Source organism: Methylobacterium phyllosphaerae, from assembly GCF_001936175.1.
Classification (GTDB): Bacteria; Pseudomonadota; Alphaproteobacteria; order Rhizobiales; family Beijerinckiaceae; genus Methylobacterium; species Methylobacterium fujisawaense.
The window spans coordinates 503,577-522,145 of the sequence record NZ_CP015367.1; the positions used below are offsets into that span (position 1 = coordinate 503,577).

Sequence of the window (18,569 nt, forward strand, 5' to 3'; positions counted from 1 at the left end):
TCGGTCGCCACCGCGATGATCAAGACCCGTTCCGCGCGACGCTCTCCTTGGTTCGTCCGACGCCGCAATAGGTGAAACCGTGTCGCGCCGCGCTCGCGGGGTCGTAGATGTTGCGCAGGTCGATCAGCACGGGGGCCGATCCGTCGGAGGACATGATCTGACGCAGCCGGTCGAGGTCCAGCGCCCGGAACGCGTTCCACTCGGTGACGATCACCAGGGCGTCCGCACCCTCCGCGCAGGCATAGGCGTTCTCGGCGTAATCCACAGCCGGCATCAGGATCCGGGCCTGCTCCATGCCCTCCGGATCGTAGGCGCGCACCTTCGCCCCCGCATCCTGAAGCCCGGCGATGATCGCCAGCGAGGGCGCATCGCGCATGTCGTCGGTGTTCGGCTTGAAGGTCAGGCCGAGCAGCGCCACCGTCTTGCCGCGTACGCTGCCGCCGCAGGCCTTGATCACCTTGCGGGCCATGGCGCGCTTGCGCTGGTCGTTGACCGCCACCACCGTCTCGACCATCCGCAGCGGGGTGCCGGCATCCTGGGCGGTCTTGACCAGCGCCAGCGTGTCCTTGGGAAAGCACGAGCCGCCGTAGCCCGGCCCGGCATGCAGGAACTTCGACCCGATCCGGTTGTCCAACCCGATGCCGCGGGCCACCGCCTGAACGTCGGCGCCGACCGCCTCGCACAGGTCCGCGATCTCGTTGATGAAGGTGATCTTGGCCGCCAGGAACGCGTTCGCCGCGTATTTGGTCAGTTCGGCGGTGCGCCGCGCGGTGACCATGATCGGGGCCTGATTGAGATAGAGCGGCCGGTAGACCTCGCGCATCACGGCCTCTGCCCGCGCCTCCTCGGCGCCGACCACGATGCGGTCGGGACGCTTGAAGTCGGCGATGGCCGCGCCCTCGCGCAGGAACTCGGGATTGGACACCACCGCGACGTCCGCGCCGGCATTGGTCTCGCGGATGATGCGCTCGACCTCGTCGCCGGTGCCCACCGGCACGGTCGACTTCGTCACCACCACGGTGAAGCCCGAGAGCGCCCCGGCGATCTCCCGGGCGGCATCGAACACGAAGCTCAGGTCGGCGAAACCGTCGCCGCGGCGGGACGGCGTGCCCACCGCGATGAACACCGCGTCGGCCTCGGCCACGGCCTCCCGCATCGATGTGCTGAATGCGAGCCGGCCCTGGCGGACATTCTCGGTCACCAGCGCGTCGAGGCCGGGCTCGTAGATCGGCATGCGGCCGGCATTCAGGCTCGCGATCTTGTCGGGATCCCGGTCGATGCAGACGACCGCGTGGCCGAAATCGGCGAGGCATGCCCCGGAGACCAGGCCGACATACCCGGCCCCAATCATCGCAATCCGCATCGGGCCCTCCCGGCAGCTCGCCCAGCGGCTTGCTGCGATGCAACATGATCCCGGCCGCCAGACGATGCAAGCCGGGCCAGCCTGGATCAGGTCCAGTCTGTCACGGGAATGCAACACCCGCGAAGGATGACTGTAGTTTGACAGCCACCGGGGCGCCGCGCGCCGGCGGCCGCGCCGCGCGCCGCCGATCCGCGAATGGAGGCGGGGCGGCTTCGCAGCGCGGACGGCTTCCTGTAGAAGCGCCACCGCCCGAAGGGGAGGCCGCAGATCCGCCCCCGAGGACCCGACCCAAGGATCGGCGAAGGACCGCGATGACCGAATTGCCCAACGTGCACGTGCGTGCCGAGGTCCTGGCTCAGGCGCTGCCCCACATGCAGCGCTACGACCAGGAGATCGTGGTCATCAAGTACGGCGGCCACGCCATGGGCGACCGGGCCGCGGCCGAGGATTTCGCCGAGGACATCGTCCTCCTGGAACAGTCCGGGCTGAAGCCGATCGTCGTGCACGGCGGCGGGCCGCAGATCGGCAAGATGCTCGACCGGCTCGGCATCCAGTCTGAGTTCCGCGGCGGCCTGCGCGTCACCGACGAGGCCACCGTCGAGGTGGTCGAGATGGTCCTGGCGGGCCTGATCAACAAGCAGATCGTCGGCTGGATCTCCGCCGAGGGCGGCCGGGCGGTCGGCCTGTGCGGCAAGGACGGCAACATGGTCCGGGCCAAGCGGGCCATGAAGACCGTCGTCGATCCCGAGAGCCACGTGGAGCAGACCGTCGATCTAGGCCTCGTCGGCGAGCCGGATCACGTCGAGCGCGGCGTCCTCGACGCGGTGCTGAAGGCCGAGCTGATCCCGGTCCTGGCGCCCGTCGCCTACGGCGCTGACGGCCAGACCTACAACGTCAACGCCGACACCTTCGCGGGGGCGATCGCCGGGGCGCTTCGGGCCAAGCGCCTGCTGCTGCTCACGGACGTGCCGGGCGTGCTCGACAAGGACAAGAAGCTGATCCCGGAACTCACCGTGGAGGATTGCCGGCGCCTGATCGCGGACGGCACCATCACGGGCGGGATGATCCCGAAGATCGAGACCTGCATGTATGCGCTCGAGCGCGGTGTCGAGGCGGTGGTCATCCTCGACGGCAAGGTCAACCATGCGGTGCTCCTCGAGCTGTTCACCGATTACGGCGCCGGCACCCTGATCCGTCGGGGCTGAGAATCGGACCGACCCGCACCGCGCCGCCTCCCGGCGCGGTGCCGCCCGCATCGGTGGCGGCAACATCTGCGCCCGCCGCGCATTGTCGTACCCCGCCCACCAGACCAGCCCCGGACAAGCATCAAACTTGCGAGCTTGACCGTTCCGGTCCACAGATTCCGTGGGTATCAGCAACCTGAGGGGTTCCGGTGCACCACCCCGGCAAGGCCCAGTTCACCACCCCCGCGGCGCGCGGCTTCGCCGACGTCGACACCTGGGTGTTCGACCTCGACAATACCCTTTACCCGAGCGATGCCGCGGTCTGGCCGAAGGTCGACGAGCGCATCACCCTGTACGTGATGCAGCTCTACGGACTCGACGGGATCTCGGCGCGCGCGCTGCAGAAGCATTTCTATCACCGCTACGGCACGACGCTGTCGGCGCTGATGGTGGAGGCGGGCGTCGATCCCCACGATTTCCTCGACTTCGCCCACGACATCGACCACTCGTCGATCAAGCTCGACAAGAGCCTCGGCGACGCGATCGAGCGGCTGCCCGGGCGCAAGCTGATCCTGACCAACGGGTCGCGCCGGCACGCCGAGACCGTCGCCGCCAAGCTCGGCATCCTCGATCATTTCGAGGACGTGTTCGACATCGCCGCCGCCGACTTCGTCCCGAAGCCGGAACGCACGACTTACGAGCGGTTCCTGGAGAAGCACGCCGTCGAGCCGACCCGCGCGGCCCTGTTCGAGGACATCGCCCGGAACCTCGCGGTGCCGCACGACCTCGGCATGGCCACCGTGCTGGTGGTGCCGAGGGTCACCGATCCCTATCGCGAGGCCTTCGAGCAGGAGGCGGTGCGCGAGCCGCATATCGACCACATCACGGACGACCTCGCCGCCTTCCTGGCCGCCTGCGTGCTGCCCGAGGCCGAGGCGGCGCGAGAGCCGGTCGACCGGGACCGTCGCTGAACCGCGTCCAACGGCAATCGACAAGCCGGCAACGATCCTGTAGAGAGCCGCCCAACTCACAACAGGATCGCCGAAATCCTGGCGCCGATCGCCCATGAGGGGCGAAGCGGCGCGACGGCCGGAGCTATGCCATGAACATCATCGAGCAGCTGGAGCGCGAGGAAGTCGCGCGCCTCGCCAAGACCATCCCGGATTTCGAGCCGGGCGATACGCTGATCGTCAACGTCCGCGTGAAGGAAGGCGAGCGCACCCGCGTTCAGGCCTACGAGGGCGTCTGCATCGCCCGCTCGGGCGGCGGCCTCAACGAGAGCTTCACGGTCCGCAAGATCTCCTACGGCGAGGGCGTGGAGCGCGTCTTCCCGGTGCACTCGCCGATGATCGATTCGATCAAGGTGGCCCGTCGCGGCAAGGTGCGTCGCGCCAAGCTGTACTACCTGCGCGACCGCCGCGGGAAGTCGGCCCGCATCGTCGAGCGCACCGACCGCTACAAGACCAAGGACGCCCCGGCCGCCGCGCCCACCGCCGCCGAGTAAGCTGTCCGAATCGCTCCGCAGGCCGGAGCGATCGCCCGGTTTCAGACCGGCCCGGCTCAGCCGGGCCGGTTTTTTCTTGGCCGGCCGCCCCGTCCCGGCCGCCGATACGATCCGCTCAGGCGGCCCGGATCCCGTCCAGGAACCGGCGGATCTCGGCGGCGAGTTGCTCGGACCTGCGCGACATGTCGATCGCGGCGTCGAGAACGCGCTCGGCCGCCCCGCCCGTCTCCTCGGCGCCCTGCGAGACGTCGGCGATGTTGCCGGTGACCGCCTCGGTGGCCGCCGCGGCGCGCCCGACGCTGCGCACGATCTCTTCGGTTGTCGCGCCCTGCTGCTCGATCGCCGCAGCGACCGTGGCGGCGAGGGTGCTGACCTCCCCCATGGTGCGGCCGATCCCCTGGATCGCCTCCACGGCCTGGCAGGTCGACGCCTGGACCGCGCCGATCCGTAGGGCGATCTCCTCGGTGGCGGTGGCGGTCTGCTGGGCCAGCGCCTTGACCTCGGCCGCCACGACGGCGAAGCCCCGGCCCGCCTCGCCGGCCCGGGCCGCCTCGATCGTGGCGTTGAGGGCCAGGAGGTTGGTCTGACGGGCGATGCCGGCAATCATGCTGGCGACGGCACCGATCTGCTCGGCCCCGTTCGCGAGGTCGCCCACGAGGGCGTCGGTGCGCTGCGCTTCGGTCGCGGCCTGCGCCGTCTTGGCCGAGGATTGCGCCATCTGTCCGGAGATGTCCTGGATGGTGACCGCCATCTCCTCGGTGGCGGCGGCGACGCTCTGCACGCTCCCGGCGGTCTCATGCGCGGCCCCCGCCACATGCGTGGCCCGGACACTCGTGCGGGAGGCCCGCCGTGCCATGGCCTCGGCGGTCGCCTGCATCTGCGCAGCGGCCGCGGAGACGCCCGTCATGAGGGCCCCGGCATCGGCCTCGAACGCCCGGGTGAGCACGTCGAGCCTCTGCACGTGCTGGGCCTTGGCCGCCGCTTCCTGCGCCGCCGTCCGATCCATCTCGGCCTTGACGATCAGCGCTTGGCGGAAGACCTCCACGGTTCGGGCCATCTGCCCGATCTCATCCGTCCGATCGAGCCCGGGAATCGAGCCCGTCACGTCGCCCTGGGCGAGGGCCTGCATCCGGCGGCCGAGCCGGTCGAGCGGACGCGTGATGCCGCGCCCGATCAGGACCGAGCCGAGCACGCCGAGGGCGCCGACCCCGAGAAGCAGGCCGCTTGCCGCCAGAGCGAGCGACAGGAAAGCGTCCTTGATGTCGTCGGTATAGGTCCCGGCCGCGATCATGATGTTCCAGGGCGTGAACCTGACGGCGCGTGTGGTCTTCAGGTACAGACCCTCGCGGCCGGGTCGCGGATACTGATACGTCGTCAGGGCCGTGTCGGAGGTCTTCAGCAGATCGATCAGCGTCCCGGCCACGCGCACCCCGTTGACCCGGGCGTCCAGCTGGTTGCTGCCGACAAGCCTGCGGTCGGGAACCGCCAGAGCCGTACCGTCCATCGCGTAGATGGCGACGTAGTTCGTGCCGTTGTCGAAGCGCATGGCCATGGCCGTCTCGGCAAGTTCCGCCAGGGCGGCTTCGCGAGTCAGGGCGCCGCTTCTGACCCGGGACTCAAGGTTTTGTGCGTAGGTGGTGAACAGCTCCGTGATCGCGCGCAGGGATTGAAGCCGCTCGGACAGCATTTCCTCGTAATACAATCGCAATCCGCCAGCGCCAATGGCTGAAACGATCAATACGGTGAGTACAATTTGCGCTATCATACGACGAAACAGACTTACGCTGAAAAATCGAATGCGCATAATAAATTCCCGCAGATCGCCAAATCCAGCGATACCGCGGCATGATCTGATAAATTCGATTGCTCATGTCAACAGAAGCGCGCAGATCAAGATCATGGCCTACAAGTTGAACGACCGAGATCTGCAGATGAGGCGACGATGCCGTTGCTTTTGACATGGCGCATGCCGGCCGCACGGATGGGCTGCCGCCAGCGACGACAGAACCTGAGATCGCCCCGGCGAACCGCACCTGCACCCCAGCAATGGACGGGTCGAATGCCCCCGGCACCCGGGACGGGCGCGGCCGCAATGCGGGCGCGGCGGAGATGATCGGGTCGGAGGATCGGATGGCGCTGCGGCCCGGCGGAACGGCATGCGGGGGCCGCTCGCCGTCGTCGGCGCGATCGGGGCGCCGCTACCGGGTCCGCGCGGTGACCTCGATCTCGACGCGCATCTCGGGGCGTAGAAGACCCGCCACGACCAGGATCGTGGCGGCCGGCCGGACATCGGCCAGCACCCGGCCGCAGACCGCCAGCACGGCCTCGGCGTCGTCCCGGTCGATGACGTAATAGGTGGCGCGCACGATGCCGGCGAGATCTGTTCCGGCCTCCGCGAGCACCGAGCGGATCGTGCGCCAGCAGGCCTCGGCCTGCGCGGCGGCCCCCTCGGGCATGGTCATCGTGGCGTAGTCGTAGCCGGTCGTCCCGGACAGGTAGACGGTGTCCCCGTCGACCACCGCCCGGGAGTAGCCGTAGTCCCGCTCGAACGGGGAGCCCGACGTGATCAGCCGCCGTCTCACCCGCCGCGCAGCGCCTCCAGCACCTTGCCGCCGGGACGGCCCGTGGGCGTCATCCCGAGCCGGCGCTCCACGTCCTTGATGGCATCGCGCGTCTTCTGGCCGACCTTGCCGTCCGGCTCACCGACATCGTAGCCGCGGGCGGCCAGCCGGGTCTGGAGATCGCGCCGCTCGGCCCGGGACAGAGGCGGGTCGTCGGTCGGCCAAGCGGCCTGGACGCCGGGCTTACCGCGCAGCCGGTCGGAGAGGACCGCGATGGCGAGACCGTACGACTCGGCGGCGTTGTAGGAGTAGATCGCGTCGAAGTTCTTGGTCACCAGGAAGGCCGGGCCGTCGATGCCGGCGGGTGCGATGATCCCGGCCGGGCCCTCGCCCGAGAGCGGGCGCCCGTCCACGCGGGTCACGCCGAGCGAGGCCCAGTGGGCGACCGGTTTCTTGTTCTTGCGTCCGGCGGCTCCGACGTTGAAGCCCCGGGGCAGCTTCACCTCGTAACCCCAGACCTGGCCGTTCTGCCACTTCGCGACGTGCAGGAAGTTGGCGGTGGACCCGACGGCGTCGGCCACCGAATCGACCACGTCGCGCCGTCCGTCGCCATCGCCGTCAACGGCGAGGCGGTGATAGGTGGTGGGCATGAACTGGGTCTGGCCGAAGGCGCCCGCCCAGGAGCCGGTGAGCCGCTCCGGCGCGATGTCGCCGCGCTCGATGATTCGGAGCGTGGCGATCAGCTCGCCGCGGAAGAAGTCCCGGCGGCGGTTGTTCGAGCAGGCCAGCGTCGCCAGCGACTGGACCAGCGGCATCTTGCCGAGGTTCTTGCCGAAATTCGACTCGACGCCCCAGACCGCCGCGATCGTGTAGCGGTCGACCCCGTAGCGCGCCTCGGCCTGGGCCAGGGCCGCCGCGTGCTGGCGCATGGCGGCCCGCCCGTCCTCGACCCGCTCGTCGTCGACCAGCGCCGCCATGTAGTCCCAGATCGGCGTCTTGAACTCGGGCTGCGCCTGAGACAGCTCGATCACCTTGTCGTCGTAACTGATGCCGCTCGTGGCGGACCGGAAGGTCTGCGCCGAGACGCCCGCCGCGGCGGCCTGCCCTTGGATGCCGGCGAGGCAGCTGTCGAAATCGGCCCGTGCGGGCAGGACTGCCAGCGGCACGACCGCGATCCCGGCGAGCAGCCCGAGCGCGCGCGCTTTCCTCGGTCCCGTCGGGTGCTTCGGCATGCTGGCGATCCTCACGATGCGGGGCGGAGTCTGGGCGCGGATTCAGGCGACATGTGGGTTAACGAAGGGTGAGGAAATCCGCGTCGTCTTGACCACCGCGCCTACCAATCGATAGGTTGGCTCGGAGCCCGCCAGCGAGCGGCGGGCCCTCCAAGGCGGGAGACGAAACGCATGATGAAGGATTGGAATCAGTACGGCGCCGAGCTGGTGAGCACGCTCGGGCGCATCGGCGCGGTGAGCCCGGACCTGCTCAAGGCTCATGACCAGCTCGCCGCGGCGGCGCCGACCGAGCGCAAGCTCGACGCGAAGACCCGCGAGCTGATCGCCCTCGCGGTGGCGGTGACGACCCGGTGCGACGGCTGTATCGCCGTCCATTCCGAGGCCGCCCGTAAGGCCGGGGCGAGCAAGGAGGAGGTCGTGGAGGCGCTGGGCGTCGCGGTGGCGCTGAATGCCGGTGCCGCCCTGGTCTACACCGCCCGGGCTTTCGAGGCCTTCACCGGCGAGAACGGCTGAGGCGGCGAACCGCGTCGATCCCGGGCCCTCGCGCGGGCCCGGTGCCGGCTTCAAGACGAGGCGCCCGCCCGGCCCAGGCTCCGCAGGCGGTCCAGGTAGGCGCACAGCATGTCGGCCAGCGCGCCGGCGGAGGCTTCCATGGCGGCCTGCGTCCGCGCCGCCTCCGAGATGCGCTCACCGACCTCGCCGAGGGTCATCGCGATGATCGCGCCCGCGACCTGCAGATCCGCCTCGGGAACCGCCGGAAGCGCCTCGCGCAGGAAGTCGCGAAACGCCTGCGTGCCGGCCAGCTGCGGCTCCGCGGCCTCGGGCGCATCGCGATAGGCCGGGGCGGCTGCGTCGAGGGCCCGTCGCATCGCCGCCTCCACGCATTCCGAGCGCACGAAGGCGTGGACCGCGGCGCGCAGCCGATCGCCCGGCATCGTCGCGCGATCCTGCAAAATGCCGGCGAGGAGAGCCGTCGTGTCCCGCCATTCGTCGCTCTGCAGCTGGAACAGGATCGCCGCCTTGTTGGGGAAGTACTGGTAGAGCGAGCCGATGCTGACGCCGGCGCGCTCGGCGACCCGCGCCGTCGTGAACCGCTCCGCCCCGACCTCCGCCAGAACCTGAGTGGCCGCCTCCAGGATGGCTGCGACGAGGTCGCTGGAGCGCGCCTGCCGGGGCTGCTTTCGCTTGGAAATTCCGAGACTTGGCCGATCGGGCATGACGTGTGACTCGGAACGCGAATAGGCGCGGGCAGGGGGCGCCGGTATTCTGCGTCGTGTTCAGTCGAGCACGCAAGACGGAAAGCAAATCGCCATGTCACGCTCAGCTTCTACTCTCGCCGAGCCGCGTATCGCGTCCTTGTTGGACAGTCTCTTCACGCAATCAGAGGCCTCCTCACCCGTGAGCGCCATCGGCGATCTCTCGGCGGACGAGCGGACGCGCCTCATGGGCAGCCGAACCGGCTACCGAGACTTCTACAGCCGGCTCAAGGACATGCCCCTCGCGGTCTCACGGGAGACCGGCCGGCTGCTCTACATGCTCGCCCGGACCCGCCGTGCGCGGACGATCGTCGAGTTCGGCACCTCCTTCGGCCTCTCGACCCTGCACCTCGCCGCGGCCCTGCGCGACAATGGCGGCGGCCGGCTGATCACCTGCGAGTTCGAGCCGTCCAAGGTGGTGCGGGCGCGGGCGAACCTGATGGAGGCCGGGCTGGCGGATCTCGTGGAGTTCCGCGAGGGCGATGCCCTGCAGACCCTCGGCCTCGACCTGCCCGACTCGGTCGACCTGCTGCTCCTCGACGGGGCGAAGGGGCTCTATCCGGAGGTTCTCAGCCTCGTGGAGAGCCGCCTCGGACCGGGCGCCCTGGTGGTCGCCGACAACGCGGACCACAGTCCGGACTACCTGGCGCGCGTGCGCGCGCCGAGCCGCGGCTACCTGTCGGTGCCGTTCGCCGAGGACGTCGAGCTGTCGATGCGGCTCGGGTGAGGCAGGGCCCGGTATCCGGGCCGGACCGGCGGCCGCCTCAGCGCGACCGCCGTCGGGACACTCAGCGGGCCGCTCAGGCCCATTCGCGCTGGGCGAGCTTCTGCTCGTAGGCATCGATCGACGCGGCGCGCGCCAGCGTCAGGCCGATCTCGTCGAGGCCGTTCAGCAGGTTGTGCTTGCGGCCCTCGTCGATGTCGAAATGCAGGGTGCCGCCGTCCGGCCCCCGGATGGTCTGCGCCGCCAGATCGATCGACAGGGTGGCGTTCGCGCCGCGCTCGGCATCCTCGAACAGCTTCTCCAGGTCCTCGGGGGACACGACGATCGCCAGGATGCCGTTCTTGGCGCAGTTGTTGAAGAAGATGTCCGCGAAACTCGTGGAGATCACGCAGCGGATACCGAAATCGGCCAGCGCCCAGGGCGCGTGCTCCCGGGACGAGCCGCAGCCGAAATTGTCCCCGCACACCAGGATCTTGCTGTTCCGGTAGGCGGGCTGGTTGAGGATGAAGTCCGGGTTCTCGGAGCCGTCCTCGCGGTATCGCATCTCGGCGAACAGGCTCTTGCCGAGCCCGGTCCGCCGGATCGTCTTCAGGTATTTGGCCGGGATGATCCGGTCGGTATCGACGTTGATCGTCCGCAGGGGCGCCGCGACGCCCTCCAGGGTCGTGAACTTTTCCATCGTCTGACGGCTCGTGTCGGTGGTCTCTCTGTCGCGCGGTTTAGCAGCCGCAGGCCCGGGCCGGAAGCATCACGCGAGGTCGGGTGCCGTCGCCCGGGACAGGGTGCCGTCGTGGAGGGCGGAGGCGACCAAAGCCCCGGCGATCCCGGCCGCCCGCAGCGCCCGCAGGTCGTCCGGGCCGCGCACGCCGCCCGCCGCGTAGAGGCGGCGATCCGGCGCCCGCACCCGCAGGGCCCCCAGGGCCGCGAGGTCCGGGCCGGCCCCGGCCCCGACCTGCGCCAGCGTCATGGCGATCACCTCCGGCGGCCAGAGCGACGGATCGTCGTGGAGCGCCGCCGGGCCGAGCCGCTCCGCCCCGCGGGTGTCGAGGGAGAACACCGCCCGGTCGCCGAGCCGCGTCACGAGGCCGGCATCCGCCTGGCTCTCGCTGCCGATCACCGGGCGCCCGAGGCCGGCGGCCAGGAACGCCGCGACGCCCGCAGGCTCGGCGAAGCCGGCATCGATCCACAGGGCGATTCCCGGGCAGGCACGGGCGATCGCCTCCAGGGCGCGGAGGTCGGGCGCGGCGCGATCGATGATCGCGTCGAGGTCGGCGACGTAGAGGATCCCGGCGGGCCACGCATCGACCAGCCCGCGGGCCACCGCGGCCGGCGCCGAGCCCTTTGCCAAGGGCGTCTCGATCGGGGCATAGGAGGAGCGCTCACCCCGGCGCGCCCGCACCACGCGGCCGCCCCGGAGATCGAGCACCGGGATCACCGCGAAGCCGGGGCGCCCGATCCTGTGGTCCATCGAGGCGCTCATCGCGGTCCCATGCGCTCATCAAACCCAATGACGATCGGGTGGGACCTCGGCGGGGTCCACGTCAAGGTCGCCCTGGTGGAGGACGGCCGCGTCGTGGCCGCCGCCCAGGTGCCGTGCCCGCTCTGGCAGGGCCTGCCGGCCCTCGACCGGGCGCTGGAGGCCGCCCCCGACTGGGCCCGCGGCGCGGCCCTGCACGCCGTGACCATGACGGGCGAACTGACCGATTGCTTCGCCGACCGGCGCGACGGCGTCGCGGCCCTGTCCGGATGGGCCGAATCGCACCTCGCCGGAACCGTGCGGATCTATGCCGGCCGATCCGGCTTCGTCGCCCCGGAGGCGGCCGCCTCCCTGTCGGCGGACGTGGCCTCGGCCAACTGGCACGCCACCGCGGCCCTCGCCGGCCGGGTCGTCCCGGACGCGCTCCTGATCGATATCGGCTCGACCACCGCCGACCTGATTCCCATCGTGGGCGGGCGGCCGGCCGCGACCGGCTACAGCGATGCCGAGCGGCTGGAGACCGGCGAGCTCGTCTATACCGGCGCGGTGCGCACGCCGGTGATCGCGCTATCCGGCCACGCCCCCTTCGCGGGCCGCCGGACCCGGCTGATGACCGAGACCTTCGCCCACATGGCGGACGTCTACCGCATCCTCGGCCTGCTCCCCGAAGGCGCCGACCAGCAGCCGAGCGGCGACCGCAAGGGCAAGACGGTCGCCGAGAGCGAGACCCGGCTCGCCCGGATCGTCGGGCGCGACCGGGCGGAGGCGCCCGCCTCGGCCTGGACGGCGCTCGCCGCCCACTTCGCCGAGGCGCAGCTGCGCCTGCTCCACGACGCGGCGGCGGAGCTCCTCAGCCGGCCCGATCTCGGCGCGGACGCGCCCCTCGTCCTGTGCGGCGCCGGCGCCTTCGTGGGCGCCCGCCTCGCGGAGCGGCTCGGCCGGCCGGCGACGCCGCTGGTGGCGCTGCTGGCGGCCCGGATCGCCGGCGCGCGCGACGGGATCTCGACCTGTGGACCGGCGGTGGCGGTCGGCCTCATCGCCGCGGAGGAGGCAGTCGCATGAGTGCAATCAAGATCCTGGCCCGGATCCTGACGGCCCGGGTGGGGCCGCATATCGAATTGGCCGTGGAGACGGAATCCGGGGAGGTTCTGAAGGTGCTCGCCACCGAGGACCAGATCGACCGGCTGGTCGACGAGCTGGACGACATCCTCAACTCGCCGGCCGACCCGGAGGATGACGGGCCGCCCCAGGCGGCCTGACGCCGCGGGCCGCTCGGATCGCCATGAGCCGGATCGCCGCCAAGATCATCGTCACGCCGACGCTGATGTGGGCCGTCTCGGCCGCGGCGCGGCGGTGGGGCAGCCTCGTCGGCGGCCTGCTCTCGGGGCTACCGCTCACCTCGGCGCCGATCTCGATCTACCTCGCCGCCGAGCAGGGCGAGCGTTTCGCCGCCGACGCCGCGATCGGCTCGGTGGAGGGTCTGGGCGCGGTCACGGCCAGCTATCTCGCCTACGCCGTCTCCGCGCCACGGATGGGGATCCTCGCCGCCATCCTCCTCGCTCTGTCGGCCTTCATCCTCGGCGGCGCCCTGCTGCACGGACTCCTCCAGCCCGGCCTGTGGCTCGCCACGGCGATCGACCTGCCGGCGATGGCGCTGGTGGTCGCCCTGTGCCGGCCGCGCGTGGGGACCGAGGCGCCGGTCCGCCGGTCGCGCCCGCCGCGCTGGGACATGCCGGCCCGGCTCGCCGCCGCCACGGCCCTTGTCCTGCTGGTCTCGACGCTGGCGCCGCATCTCGGCTCCGGCCTGAGCGGCGTCCTGGCGCCGATCCCGATCATCTCCTGGCCGCTGATCGTCTTCGCCCGGGTTCAGGACGGTGTCGGCGCCGCCCTCGACGTGGTGCGCGGCAGCGCCCAGGGCGCGTTCGGCGTGCTCGCCTTCTATGTCTGCGTGCACCTGCTGCTCGGGCGAATCGACCCGGTCGCGGCCTACGCCGTGTCCATCGCGGTCTCGGCGCTCTGCGTGCTGCCGTGGCTCGTCGCGCGGCGCCGCCCACGGGCCGCGTGACCGAGCCGCGCCGACGCGACAGCGGAGGAGATTCATGCTGCCGGATACGGGGATCCCGACCCTCACCCCGGGCTACGCGGCGGTGCCGCCGGGCCATCTCGCCACCATCGTCACCAGCCTGGAGATGCTCCGCCCGCCGCCCCCGCGTCCCGGACGGCCGTTCCCGCCGGGGCTCGCCCTCGAGCCCCTGGCGCGCACCGACCCGGAGACCTACCGGACCCTGTTCCGGGAGGTCGGCGCCGACTGGCTCTGGTTCTCGCGGCTCACACTGGCGGACGGGGCGCTGGCGGCGATCCTGGCCGACGGGGACGTCGAGATCTTCGCGCTCCGGCGGGACGGGCGGAACGTCGGCATGCTGGAACTCGATTTCCGCAGGCCCGGCACCTGCGAGCTGGTCTTTCTCGGACTGACCGGGGATGCGGTCGGAACCGGGATCGGCCGCACGCTGATGAACGCGGCGATCGGCCGGGCCTGGGCGCGTCCGATCACGCGGTTCTGGGTGCATACCTGCACCCTGGACCATCCCGGCGCGCTCGCCTTCTACCGGCGCTCGGGCTTCGTCCCCTTCGCGGTCCATGTCGAGGTCGCGCCCGATCCGCGGCTCGACGGGACCCTGCCGCGCACCTGCGCTTCGCACGTGCCGCGGCTCGGCTGACGCATTGCGGGGATCCGGAAACCAAAAGACCCGCGGCCTCGCGGCCGCGGGTCTCGTGTCGTCAATCGTTCGGGCCGGTCAGGCGGCGGTGCGCTTGCGGGCTTCCTGCTTCGTGTCGACGCCGGCCGCTTTGATCTCGGACAGCTTCTGCGCGACGTTGCGCGAGAACACGAACTCGGCCGGGCGCTGGTTCTCCAGGCTGACCTCGGGGGCCATCGCGCCGTCGGTCTTGATGCCGCGGATCGCGTGCACCAGCGGCTTCCAGGGCTTGCGGACCGAATCGACCACCGAAGAGGCCTCGTAGCCCGAGTGGACCATGCAGTCGGCGCACTTCTCGTAGTTGCCGGTGCCGTAGGAATCCCAGTCGGTGGTCTCCATCAGCTCCTTGAAGGTCGCCGCGTAGCCCTCGCCGAGCAGGTAGCAGGGCTTCTGCCAGCCGAACACGGTGCGGGTCGGGTTGCCCCACGGGGTGCAATGGTAGGTCTGGTTGCCGGCCAGGAAGTCGAGGAACAGGCCCGACTGCTGGAAGGTCCACTTCTCGCGGCCCTTCTCCTTGCCGTGCCGGAACACGCCGCGGAACAGGTCCTTCGTCGCCTTGCGGTTCAGGAAGTGCTTCTGGTCGGGGGCGCGCTCGTAGGCGTAGCCGGGGGAGACGGTGATGCCGTCGATGCCCATCCGGGTCACGCTGTCGAAGAAGTCGGCGATCTTCTCCGGCTGGGAATTGTTGAAGAAGGTGCAGTTGATGGTGACGCGGAAGCCCATCTCCTTGGCCTTCGCGATCGCCGCCACGGCCTTGTCGTAGACGCCGCGCTGGCACACCGACTGGTCGTGCATCTCCTTGTCGCCGTCCAGATGGATCGACCACGTGAAGTACGGGCTCGGCTTGTACTCCTTGATCTTCTTCTCGAGGAGCAGCGCGTTCGTGCAGACGATCGCGAACTTCTTCTGGGCGATGATGCCCTCGACGATCTGCGGCAGATCCTTGTGCAGGAGCGGCTCGCCGCCGGCGATCACCACCACCGGAGCGCCACACTCGCGCACCGATTCGAGGGCGTCGGCGACCGGCAGGCGCTTGTTCAGGATCTCGTCCGGATAGTCGATCTTGCCGCAGCCGGCGCAGGCCAGGTTACAGCGGAACAGCGGTTCCATCATCATCACAAGCGGGTAGCGCTTGCGGCCCGTGAGGTGCTGCTTCAGGATGTAGCCGCCGATCTTCGCGACGTACCGGAGGGGGATACCCAAGATTGCGGCTCCTTACTTCGTCGACCCCGGGGCATTGGGGTGCTTAACGCGAAAAAATCTCGAATTCCAGCGATCTAGCTTGGAACTAATCTGAAACGACCCCGTTTCGGCGAGGTCATGACATCTTATCCTGCTCCTGACGCAACGGCGCCACACGCACCGCTCCCGCGGGATCCGTGGGCGGAGACGTCCGATCGTTGAGGACAGCACGTGCATTGCGTCGGCAATACGACCGGAATCCCAAGATTCTGGTGGCCGCGCCAGGATCGCCGTGCGCTAGCGCACACGGACAGGCGCGGGACGCGCGCCACAGCGGCCGCGTTGCAATCTGGCATCGCCCTCTTTACTGAGCCTCGTGGCCGCGATGCAAGTCCCGGCCCGCGGCGGGTGACCCGACCGCGGACCGCATCATCGGGCGGAGTCGGGTCCTGGACGCGCACGGCGTGGCCAGAACGGGCAGTGCGGCGTTCCTCGAACCCGATGCGCACCCGACCGGATCGCGGCGCGATCGGCCGGCGGAGACCGGGGCCCGTCCGTGTCGGTGGGCGGGGTCTGGACCGGACGAATGACAGGAGCCGGTCGCGCATGGGGCGCGTCCGATGCGAACAGGCAGGGTGCTCGTGATCGAAAGTCTCGTCGCGTTCTCGGTGCGGTATCGGTGGATCGTGATCGCCTTCACGGCGTTCGTCACGGTCGCGAGCCTCGGGGTCGCGGCACACCTGTTCCGAATCAACACGGATGTCGAGCGGCTGATCGACCCGAAGGAGCCGTGGCGGCAGGACGAGATCAATTTCGAGAAGGCGTTCCCGCAGCGCAGCAACACGATCGTCGCGGTGATCAACGGCGAGACGCCCGAGGAGACCGAGGAGGCGGCCGCCAACCTCGCCAAGGCGCTGACCGCCCACAAGAACCTGATCGAGACGGTCTACCGGCCCGATGGCGGCCCGTTCTTCAACAAGAACGGCCTGCTGCTGATGTCGCAGGCGGACCTCGATAAGACCCTCGAAGCGCTGACCCAGCAGCAGGGCCTGCTCGGGCCGCTCGCCGCCGATCCGTCCCTGCGGGGCGTGATGCGGGTGCTGACGCTGGGCGCCCGCGGCGTGAAGACCGGCGACGCCAAGCTCGAGGATCTCGAGAAGCCCATGGGGCAGATCGACGACACGCTGCAGAAGGTGCTGGCCGGCAAGCCGGCGCGGATGTCGTGGCAGGAGCTGCTGTCGGGGGGCCAGACCAGCGTCACCGACAAGATGAAGTTCGTGGTGATCCAGCCGGTCCTCGACTTCAACGCCCTGGAGCCCGGCTACCAGGCGACCAAGCTGATCCGCAACGTCGCGAAGGATCTGGGGATCGACGGGCAGAACGGCCTGCGCATGCGCCTGACCGGCACGGTGGCGGTGGCGGACGAGGAGTTCGCGACGCTGTCGGAGGATGCGGGCCTCAACAACAGCATCATCGTCGGCGCGATCGTGCTGTTCCTGTGGCTGGCCCTGCGCTCGGGCAAGCTCGTCGGCGCGGTGATCATCACCACCTTTGCGGGTCTCGTGGTCACGGCCGCCCTGGGCCTCGTTATGGTGAAGGAGCTGAACCCGATCTCGGTGGCCTTCGCGGCCCTGTTCGTCGGGCTCGGCATCGATTTCGGCATCCAGTTCTCGGTGCGCTACCGGGCGGACCGCTACGAGCAGCCGACCCTGGAGAGCGCGATCCGCGCCGCCGCCCGCGGGGTCGGCTGGTCTCTGACGCTCGCCGCGGTGTCGCTGGTCGCGGGCTTCTTCGCCTTCCTGCCCACGGCCTTCCGGGGCGTGTCTGAGCTCGGCCTGATCGCCGGCGTTGGCATGGTCGTGGCCTTCCTGTTCTCCCTGACGCTGCTGCCCGCGCTGATCGCGGTGTTCAAGCCCGTGGGCGAGAAGGCGGCGGTGCAGACCAACTGGCTCGTCGGCGTCGATCCGTGGATCATCCAGCACCGCAAGCCGATCCTGATCGGCGTCGGCCTCGTGACCCTGGCCGGGGCGCCTCTGCTCTGGCACCTGCCGTTCGACTCGAACCCGATGCACCTGCGCAGCCCCAAGACGCAGTCCATCGCGACCTATCTGGACCTGATCAAAAATCCCGAGACCAGCCCGAACTTCATCGACGTGCTGGCGCCGAGCGTCGACGCAGTCCCGGCGTTGTCGAAGACGCTTCTGGCCCTTCCGGTCACCGCCTCGGTCAACAGCATCGACACGTTCGTCCCGCGCGACCAGGACAAGAAGCTGGCCCAGGTCGCCGATACGGCCCAGCTCCTCGACCCGGTGCTCAATCCCGGCCGCCGGCCGCCGCCGCCGACCGACGCCGACAACGTCAAGGCGCTCAAGGACGCCGCCGCGGCGCTCAACGGCCTCTCGACCGACGCCAAGGGTGACGCGAAGGGCGCCCAGGAGGCCAAGCGCCTCGCCGGCACCCTCGACAAGCTCGCCGCCGGCCCGGTGCAGATGCGCGAGGCGGCTTCGGTGGCGCTGACCAAGGACCTCGTGCCGCTGCTGGCGCGCCTGCGCGACCTGCTGCATCCCGAGAAGATCACGCTGGAGAACCTGCCGCCGCAGCTCAAGGCCGACTGGGTGGCGGCGGACGGGCGTGCGCGCATCGAGGTCCACCCCAAGGGTGATTCGAACGACGACACGGTGCTGCGCCGCTTCTCGGACGAGGTCCTGAAGGTCGCCCCGCACGCCACCGGTGCGCCCGTGGCCACGACGCAGTCGAGCTACACGATCCTGGGCGCCTTCGTGCAGGCGGCGGTGACGGCCTTCGTGCTGATCTTCGTCATCCTGTCGGTCGCCCTGCGGAAACCCTGGGACGTGGCGATGACCCTCGGTCCGCTGGTGATCGCGACCCTCTGGACGCTCATGGCGATGCGCATCGTCGGCATGCCGCTGAACTTCGCCAACATCATCGCCCTGCCGCTGATGCTCGCGGTCGGCGTGGCGTTCCACATCTACTACGTGATCGCGTGGCGGGCGGGCGTGACCGACATGCTCGCCTCCAGCCTGACCCGGGCGATCTTCTTCTCCGCGCTGACCACCGGCAGCGCCTTCGGATCGCTGGTCCTGTCGAGCCATCCGGGCACGGCGAGCATGGGCAAGCTGCTGGCGCTGTCGCTGTTCTTCACCCTGGTGGCGGCGTTCTTCGTCGTGCCGGCAACCCTCGGTGAGCCGCCGGCGCAGCCCGACGATGACCGTCCGGAAGCCGAGAAGGCGGCCGGCGCGGCCCTGCGCAAGACCGCCCCGCACCAGGATCCGGTGCCGGCCAAATAGGACGGGCCGAGTCGCGCCG

At 70.1% G+C, this 18,569-nt stretch carries 18 protein-coding genes; 10 read left to right on the forward strand and 8 right to left on the reverse strand.

Going from position 1 to position 18,569, the window contains the following annotated elements; all coding sequences use genetic code 11:
* Positions 1 to 19: 19 nt before the first annotated feature.
* A complete protein-coding gene (locus MCBMB27_RS02380) occupies positions 20 to 1,363 on the reverse strand; it encodes a UDP-glucose dehydrogenase family protein (protein WP_043351052.1) in 1,344 nt (447 codons plus the stop codon).
* 311 nt (positions 1,364 to 1,674) lie between these two features.
* Between MCBMB27_RS02380 and argB the strand changes: the two genes are divergently transcribed.
* The 3 genes from argB (at position 1,675) to rplS (ending at position 4,051) form a co-directional block, all read left to right on the forward strand.
* The gene (gene argB / locus MCBMB27_RS02385; RefSeq protein ID WP_043351054.1) at positions 1,675 to 2,568 is read left to right on the forward strand and encodes an acetylglutamate kinase; all 894 of its coding nucleotides are present in this window, start codon (positions 1,675 to 1,677) and stop codon (positions 2,566 to 2,568) included.
* Between the two features lie 188 nt (positions 2,569 to 2,756).
* Positions 2,757 to 3,518 (forward strand): pyrimidine 5'-nucleotidase, encoded by a 762-nt coding sequence (locus MCBMB27_RS02390; RefSeq protein ID WP_043351056.1) that lies wholly within the window; start codon positions 2,757 to 2,759, stop codon positions 3,516 to 3,518.
* A gap of 131 nt (positions 3,519 to 3,649) precedes the next feature.
* Positions 3,650 to 4,051, forward strand: a complete 402-nt coding sequence (gene rplS, locus MCBMB27_RS02395) for a 50S ribosomal protein L19 (RefSeq protein WP_043351057.1) — start codon at positions 3,650 to 3,652, stop codon at positions 4,049 to 4,051.
* A gap of 115 nt (positions 4,052 to 4,166) precedes the next feature.
* Here the strand turns inward: rplS and MCBMB27_RS02400 are convergent, their stop codons facing one another.
* The 3 genes from MCBMB27_RS02400 to MCBMB27_RS02410 all read right to left on the reverse strand — a co-directional run bounded on the left by MCBMB27_RS02400 (position 4,167) and on the right by MCBMB27_RS02410 (position 7,844).
* The gene (locus MCBMB27_RS02400) at positions 4,167 to 5,753 is read right to left on the reverse strand and encodes a methyl-accepting chemotaxis protein (protein ID WP_236952871.1); all 1,587 of its coding nucleotides are present in this window, start codon (positions 5,751 to 5,753) and stop codon (positions 4,167 to 4,169) included.
* Positions 5,754 to 6,249: 496 nt separating this feature from the next.
* Positions 6,250 to 6,633, reverse strand: a complete 384-nt coding sequence (locus MCBMB27_RS02405; protein WP_043353789.1) for a RidA family protein — start codon at positions 6,631 to 6,633, stop codon at positions 6,250 to 6,252.
* The gene (locus tag MCBMB27_RS02410) at positions 6,630 to 7,844 is read right to left on the reverse strand and encodes a lytic murein transglycosylase (protein WP_091955384.1); all 1,215 of its coding nucleotides are present in this window, start codon (positions 7,842 to 7,844) and stop codon (positions 6,630 to 6,632) included. The genes MCBMB27_RS02405 and MCBMB27_RS02410 overlap by 4 nt, the downstream gene beginning before the upstream one ends.
* 171 nt (positions 7,845 to 8,015) lie before the next feature.
* On the opposite strand from MCBMB27_RS02410, the gene MCBMB27_RS02415 reads away from it, so the two are divergent.
* On the forward strand, positions 8,016 to 8,357 hold the full coding sequence (locus tag MCBMB27_RS02415) for a carboxymuconolactone decarboxylase family protein (protein WP_078947260.1): 342 nt from the start codon (positions 8,016 to 8,018) through the stop codon (positions 8,355 to 8,357).
* A 50-nt stretch (positions 8,358 to 8,407) separates the two neighbouring features.
* On the opposite strand, the gene MCBMB27_RS02420 is transcribed toward MCBMB27_RS02415, so the two are convergent.
* Positions 8,408 to 9,061 (reverse strand): TetR/AcrR family transcriptional regulator, encoded by a 654-nt coding sequence (locus tag MCBMB27_RS02420; protein ID WP_075379779.1) that lies wholly within the window; start codon positions 9,059 to 9,061, stop codon positions 8,408 to 8,410.
* 94 nt (positions 9,062 to 9,155) lie between these two features.
* Here MCBMB27_RS02420 and MCBMB27_RS02425 point away from each other — a divergent pair, with 94 nt between their 5' ends.
* Positions 9,156 to 9,827: an O-methyltransferase gene (locus MCBMB27_RS02425; protein ID WP_043350544.1), complete on the forward strand. Its 672-nt coding sequence runs from the start codon at positions 9,156 to 9,158 to the stop codon at positions 9,825 to 9,827.
* Between the two features lie 73 nt (positions 9,828 to 9,900).
* On the opposite strand, the gene leuD is transcribed toward MCBMB27_RS02425, so the two are convergent.
* The gene (gene leuD, locus MCBMB27_RS02430; RefSeq protein ID WP_043350546.1) at positions 9,901 to 10,503 is read right to left on the reverse strand and encodes a 3-isopropylmalate dehydratase small subunit; all 603 of its coding nucleotides are present in this window, start codon (positions 10,501 to 10,503) and stop codon (positions 9,901 to 9,903) included.
* A gap of 69 nt (positions 10,504 to 10,572) precedes the next feature.
* Positions 10,573 to 11,304 (reverse strand): HisA/HisF-related TIM barrel protein, encoded by a 732-nt coding sequence (locus tag MCBMB27_RS02435; RefSeq protein ID WP_083683324.1) that lies wholly within the window; start codon positions 11,302 to 11,304, stop codon positions 10,573 to 10,575.
* 9 nt (positions 11,305 to 11,313) lie between these two features.
* Here MCBMB27_RS02435 and MCBMB27_RS02440 point away from each other — a divergent pair, with 9 nt between their 5' ends.
* Genes MCBMB27_RS02440 through MCBMB27_RS02455 form a run of 4 tightly spaced genes read left to right on the forward strand, consistent with a single transcriptional unit; the run spans position 11,314 to position 14,021 of the window.
* Positions 11,314 to 12,363: a hydantoinase/oxoprolinase family protein gene (locus tag MCBMB27_RS02440; protein WP_075379780.1), complete on the forward strand. Its 1,050-nt coding sequence runs from the start codon at positions 11,314 to 11,316 to the stop codon at positions 12,361 to 12,363.
* Complete coding sequence (locus tag MCBMB27_RS02445; protein ID WP_043350558.1) at positions 12,360 to 12,560, forward strand: hypothetical protein; 201 nt, start codon at positions 12,360 to 12,362, stop codon at positions 12,558 to 12,560. The genes MCBMB27_RS02440 and MCBMB27_RS02445 overlap by 4 nt, the downstream gene beginning before the upstream one ends.
* A gap of 23 nt (positions 12,561 to 12,583) precedes the next feature.
* On the forward strand, positions 12,584 to 13,366 hold the full coding sequence (locus tag MCBMB27_RS02450; protein WP_075379781.1) for a hypothetical protein: 783 nt from the start codon (positions 12,584 to 12,586) through the stop codon (positions 13,364 to 13,366).
* A 34-nt stretch (positions 13,367 to 13,400) separates the two neighbouring features.
* Positions 13,401 to 14,021 (forward strand): GNAT family N-acetyltransferase, encoded by a 621-nt coding sequence (locus tag MCBMB27_RS02455; protein WP_075379782.1) that lies wholly within the window; start codon positions 13,401 to 13,403, stop codon positions 14,019 to 14,021.
* 78 nt (positions 14,022 to 14,099) lie between these two features.
* Here the strand turns inward: MCBMB27_RS02455 and hpnH are convergent, their stop codons facing one another.
* Positions 14,100 to 15,263, reverse strand: a complete 1,164-nt coding sequence (gene hpnH, locus MCBMB27_RS02460) for an adenosyl-hopene transferase HpnH (RefSeq protein WP_043386340.1) — start codon at positions 15,261 to 15,263, stop codon at positions 14,100 to 14,102.
* Between the two features lie 620 nt (positions 15,264 to 15,883).
* Here hpnH and MCBMB27_RS02465 point away from each other — a divergent pair.
* The gene (locus MCBMB27_RS02465) at positions 15,884 to 18,550 is read left to right on the forward strand and encodes an MMPL family transporter (protein WP_043386381.1); all 2,667 of its coding nucleotides are present in this window, start codon (positions 15,884 to 15,886) and stop codon (positions 18,548 to 18,550) included.
* Positions 18,551 to 18,569 lie beyond the last annotated feature (19 nt).

Excerpts from the sequence above, each read along its gene's own strand:
- MCBMB27_RS02380 (WP_043351052.1), bottom strand. The coding sequence starts at position 1,363 with ATGCGGATTGCGATGATTGGGGCCGGGTATGTCGGCCTGGTCTCCGGG.
- argB (WP_043351054.1), top strand. The coding sequence starts at position 1,675 with ATGACCGAATTGCCCAACGTGCACGTGCGTGCCGAGGTCCTGGCTCAG.
- rplS (WP_043351057.1), top strand. The coding sequence starts at position 3,650 with ATGAACATCATCGAGCAGCTGGAGCGCGAGGAAGTCGCGCGCCTCGCC.
- MCBMB27_RS02410 (WP_091955384.1), bottom strand. The coding sequence starts at position 7,844 with ATGCCGAAGCACCCGACGGGACCGAGGAAAGCGCGCGCGCTCGGGCTG.
- MCBMB27_RS02415 (WP_078947260.1), top strand. The coding sequence starts at position 8,016 with ATGATGAAGGATTGGAATCAGTACGGCGCCGAGCTGGTGAGCACGCTC.
- MCBMB27_RS02420 (WP_075379779.1), bottom strand. The coding sequence starts at position 9,061 with ATGCCCGATCGGCCAAGTCTCGGAATTTCCAAGCGAAAGCAGCCCCGG.
- MCBMB27_RS02425 (WP_043350544.1), top strand. The coding sequence starts at position 9,156 with ATGTCACGCTCAGCTTCTACTCTCGCCGAGCCGCGTATCGCGTCCTTG.
- leuD (WP_043350546.1), bottom strand. The coding sequence starts at position 10,503 with ATGGAAAAGTTCACGACCCTGGAGGGCGTCGCGGCGCCCCTGCGGACG.
- MCBMB27_RS02435 (WP_083683324.1), bottom strand. The coding sequence starts at position 11,304 with ATGAGCGCCTCGATGGACCACAGGATCGGGCGCCCCGGCTTCGCGGTG.
- MCBMB27_RS02440 (WP_075379780.1), top strand. The coding sequence starts at position 11,314 with ATGCGCTCATCAAACCCAATGACGATCGGGTGGGACCTCGGCGGGGTC.
- MCBMB27_RS02445 (WP_043350558.1), top strand. The coding sequence starts at position 12,360 with ATGAGTGCAATCAAGATCCTGGCCCGGATCCTGACGGCCCGGGTGGGG.
- MCBMB27_RS02450 (WP_075379781.1), top strand. The coding sequence starts at position 12,584 with ATGAGCCGGATCGCCGCCAAGATCATCGTCACGCCGACGCTGATGTGG.
- MCBMB27_RS02455 (WP_075379782.1), top strand. The coding sequence starts at position 13,401 with ATGCTGCCGGATACGGGGATCCCGACCCTCACCCCGGGCTACGCGGCG.